The sequence below is a fragment of the Mesorhizobium sp. M7A.F.Ca.ET.027.02.1.1 genome, from assembly GCF_004022985.1.
Lineage (GTDB): Bacteria > Pseudomonadota > Alphaproteobacteria > Rhizobiales > Rhizobiaceae > Mesorhizobium.
Genome location: NZ_RZOL01000534.1, coordinates 1 through 3375, shown reverse-complemented (window position 1 = coordinate 3375; position 3375 = coordinate 1). Strand labels below are relative to the sequence as shown.

2 protein-coding genes and 2 pseudogenes are annotated in these 3375 nt (G+C 65.6%); all 4 read left to right on the top strand.

Annotation, left to right across the window (positions count from 1 at the left end; genetic code table 11):
* Positions 1–275, top strand: a 275-nt coding sequence (locus EN749_RS32855; RefSeq protein ID WP_145991105.1) for a toprim domain-containing protein, incomplete at its 5' end; no start/stop codon positions are given.
* A 199-nt stretch (positions 276–474) separates the two neighbouring features.
* The gene (locus tag EN749_RS32850) at positions 475–1077 is read left to right on the top strand and encodes a DUF1419 domain-containing protein (protein WP_095488757.1); all 603 of its coding nucleotides are present in this window, start codon (positions 475–477) and stop codon (positions 1075–1077) included.
* A gap of 15 nt (positions 1078–1092) precedes the next feature.
* Positions 1093–1493 (top strand): annotated as a pseudogene (locus EN749_RS32845) (DUF3085 domain-containing protein).
* Positions 1494–1618: 125 nt separating this feature from the next.
* Positions 1619–3375 (top strand): annotated as a pseudogene (locus tag EN749_RS32840) (lactate dehydrogenase); the annotation flags it as partial.

Genomic DNA, 3375 nt, shown 5'->3' with positions numbered 1-3375 from the left:
CCATGAGCCTCGCCGCGCTGGAGAGCACTCGCCGCGATAGCCTCTATGTCAGTACCGGGGGTGGCTGGGCTCCTGCCACCGATGCGGCTATCCGGCTGCTGGCGGCGCGGGAGGGTCTATTGCTGGTCGCGGCCACGGACAATAACGCGCAGGGCGACACCTACGCGGTTCGCCTCGAAGCGGTCGCCCGCGAGGCTAGCTGCGGCTTCGAACGTCTCCGCCCGCACGAGGAGGACTGGAACGCCGAACTCAAGGCAAGGGTGAAGAACGGGTAAAGGGACAAAAGAGGAAATAAAGAAACCTAGCTGCCGCATGCCCGCCGGCCGCGTCAAGGGTAAAGCTGCGCCCGCTTCGCGGCCCTTGACCCGGCCGGACGGAGAGGCGGCCGCGGAGGAGGGGTCAGGAAGGGCGGAAGAGGATGGCGACATCGAGTGGATGAGCCGCGCTCCAGCCCGACGTGAAAGGAGCCCACCCATGACCCTCTTGTCCGTCCGCAAGGTTTATCAGGGAATCGCCGACCGCCGGCAGATGTTCCGCATGTTCGACCGCCACGCTCAACGTCCGGATCGGTTCCAGGACGATGCCAGTGCTTTGTACGGCGGCGAATGGTTCGAGATATCAGAGGCCGAGCACGATTGCATGTTCGAGATCCTGCCGCCGCTCTGGATGCGAGGCGAGATGTTCGCGCTGCGTGAGTTTCTCACCGACCGCATCACCAGTATCTTCTACGCGCTGAACATCGATGGCCGCTTGCGGTATTTCCACGGTTATTGCGACCTGCTCGACAAGGGCTCGCCTGAGCGGATGCGCGATGCGATCGTGGAACGCGAAACCCGTCCCGTTCGGGCAATGACCCGCGAGGAGCGCCTGGAGCACATCTGGTCGAGCACTCACGACGACTATCGCGGCTACGCCGGTGAGCGCTGGCCGGAACGGGATCGCTCCAGGCGCACGGTGATGTTTTATGGCGGCCGACATGGCACCACGCTGAAGCTGCTGGACGAGCTCACCGATGATGAGATCGCGGCGAAGCTGCCCGTGCATCTGCGCTATCTCCCAGAAGCAATCGCGGCGTAACGGAGGCGTGAGATGATGTTGACCTTCGCCATCACCGCCGTCCGCGAGGTCATCGCTCGCGGCATTGCCGACGCTGAAGCCAATGGCGGCTTCCGCGATCCCCACCTCGGACTATCCGCCGCCGACAACCGAAAGCCCGGCCTCTGGCTCGTCGGAGACCACGGCGTCTACCTATGCTCCAACGGCGAACTCGCCAAGGGGGCGAAGCCGCTCGTCGCCTACGCCGAGGAATGCGATCCCCGCAGAACGACGACTGGTTCGAGGTCAAACGCCGGACGTTCGGCGGCGACGACGGCGTGGATTTTCTCGACGCCGCAGGCCTTGAGGCCCTGATCGCAGCCAGTCCCGGCTGCACGCATCTGCGTATCGCGTTCCTACGGGACTCGATGCAGCTCTTCGTGATCGAGCGAGACTAGCGATCAGTCGGCGGGCGCCGTCCGGCGGCCGTCCAACATCCCAATCCCCCACATGCCGCGCATGTCCGGCCGGCTGGAGTCATCCAGCGGAACGCGACGTGCGCCCTTATTCAGGAGATCCAGCCATGTCGCATGACGATCCTTTCACCATTGACCTTTTCGGCAACACCGCGTTGTCGTCCGGCCTCGGCCTCGGCGTGACGGCCTTTGGCGACGCTGTCGAGCCGGACGGTGACGACGATCCCGATCCGTCGTCGCCGGCGCCCGCGATGCCGGTCGCGGCAGTCGCACGGCGGCCATCCACGGCCTGCCGGGCGCGCGGGCCGAACTTCCATCTCGCTGGTAGCCGTGGCCTGGCGCGCGGCTGGAAGGAGCGCGCGCGCGACAACATCGCGGCGATCCGGCTCGCCGCCGAGATCGAGGCGGACGATCGCCCGGCCACGTGCGAGGAGCAGGAGAGGCTGATCCGCTTCACCGGCTTCGGCGCGTCCGACCTTGCCAATGGCGTCTTCAAGCGTCCCGGCGAGATCGATTTTCGAGAAGGTTGGGACGAGATCGGCTCTTCGCTGGAGGATGCCGTCGGCGAGGTCGACTACGCCTCGCTCGCCCGCTGCACCCAGTATGCCCACTTCACGCCGGACTTCATCGTCCGCGCGATCTGGTCAGGCCTGCAGCGGCTCGGCTGGCGTGGCGGCCGTGTGCTCGAGCCAGGCATTGGCACGGGCCTGTTTCCGGCGCTGATGCCCCAAGCGCTACGCGATGTGTCACAGGTCACCGGGATCGAACTCGATCCGGTCACGGCACGCATCGCAAGGCTGTTGCAGCCGCGCGCGCGTATCGTCACTGGCGACTTCGCCCGCACGGAGCTGCCGGCGAGTTTCGACCTCGCCATCGGCAACCCGCCATTTTCCGATCGCACGGTGCGCTCCGACCGGGCCTATCGTTCGCTCGCCCTGCGCCTGCACGACTATTTCATCGCCCGGTCCGTCGACCTGTTGAAGCCGGGCGCTTTCGCCGCCTTCGTCACCAGCTCCGGCACTTTGGACAAGGCGGATTCCTCTGCGCTTGAGCATATCGCCAAAACGGGCGACCTGATCGCCGCCATCCGTCTGCCCGCAGGCAGCTTCCGCGCCGACGCCGGCACGGACGTCGTGGTCGACATCCTGTTTTTCCGCAAGCGCAAGGTGGCCGAGCCCGAAGGTGATCTCTCCTGGCTCGACATCGAGGAAGTCCGCCAGGCGACGGAGGATGAAGGCGCGATCCGCGTGAACCGCTGGTTCGCGCGCCACCCGGATTTCGTGCTCGGCACGCATGCCATTGTCTCGGGGCCTTACGGCCAGGCCTATTCCTGCCTGCCTCACGGTGTCGATCTGGAGCGGGCGCTCACGGCTGCGATCGCCCTCCTTCCACAAGCCATTTATGACGGCGAGCCGGACGAGATTGATCGTGCCGCCGATGACAATGCCGACGTCGTCGATGCCCTGACGGAAGGCGTCGCCGGAGTGCGCGAGGGCAGTTTCTTCTTCAACAGCCGAGGCCTGATGCAGATCATCGACGGCGAGCCGGTCGCGGTGAAGGTCCGCAAGGGCCGCAGCACCGAAGGCATCCCCGAAAAGCATGCCCGCATCATCCGCAAATTGATCCCGATCCGCGACGCGGTGCGCGAGGTGTTGAAGGCGCAGGAGTTCGACCGGCCGTGGAAGCCGGCCCAAGTCAGGCTGCGCATCGCCTGGTCGAATTTTGTGCGCGACGTCGGGCCCATCAACTTCACTACCGTGTCGGTGAGCGAGGATGCCGAGACCGGGGAGGTCCACGAGACGCATCGCCGCCCCAACCTGCAGCCCTTCCTCGATGATCCCGATTGCTGGCTGGTGGCTTCTAT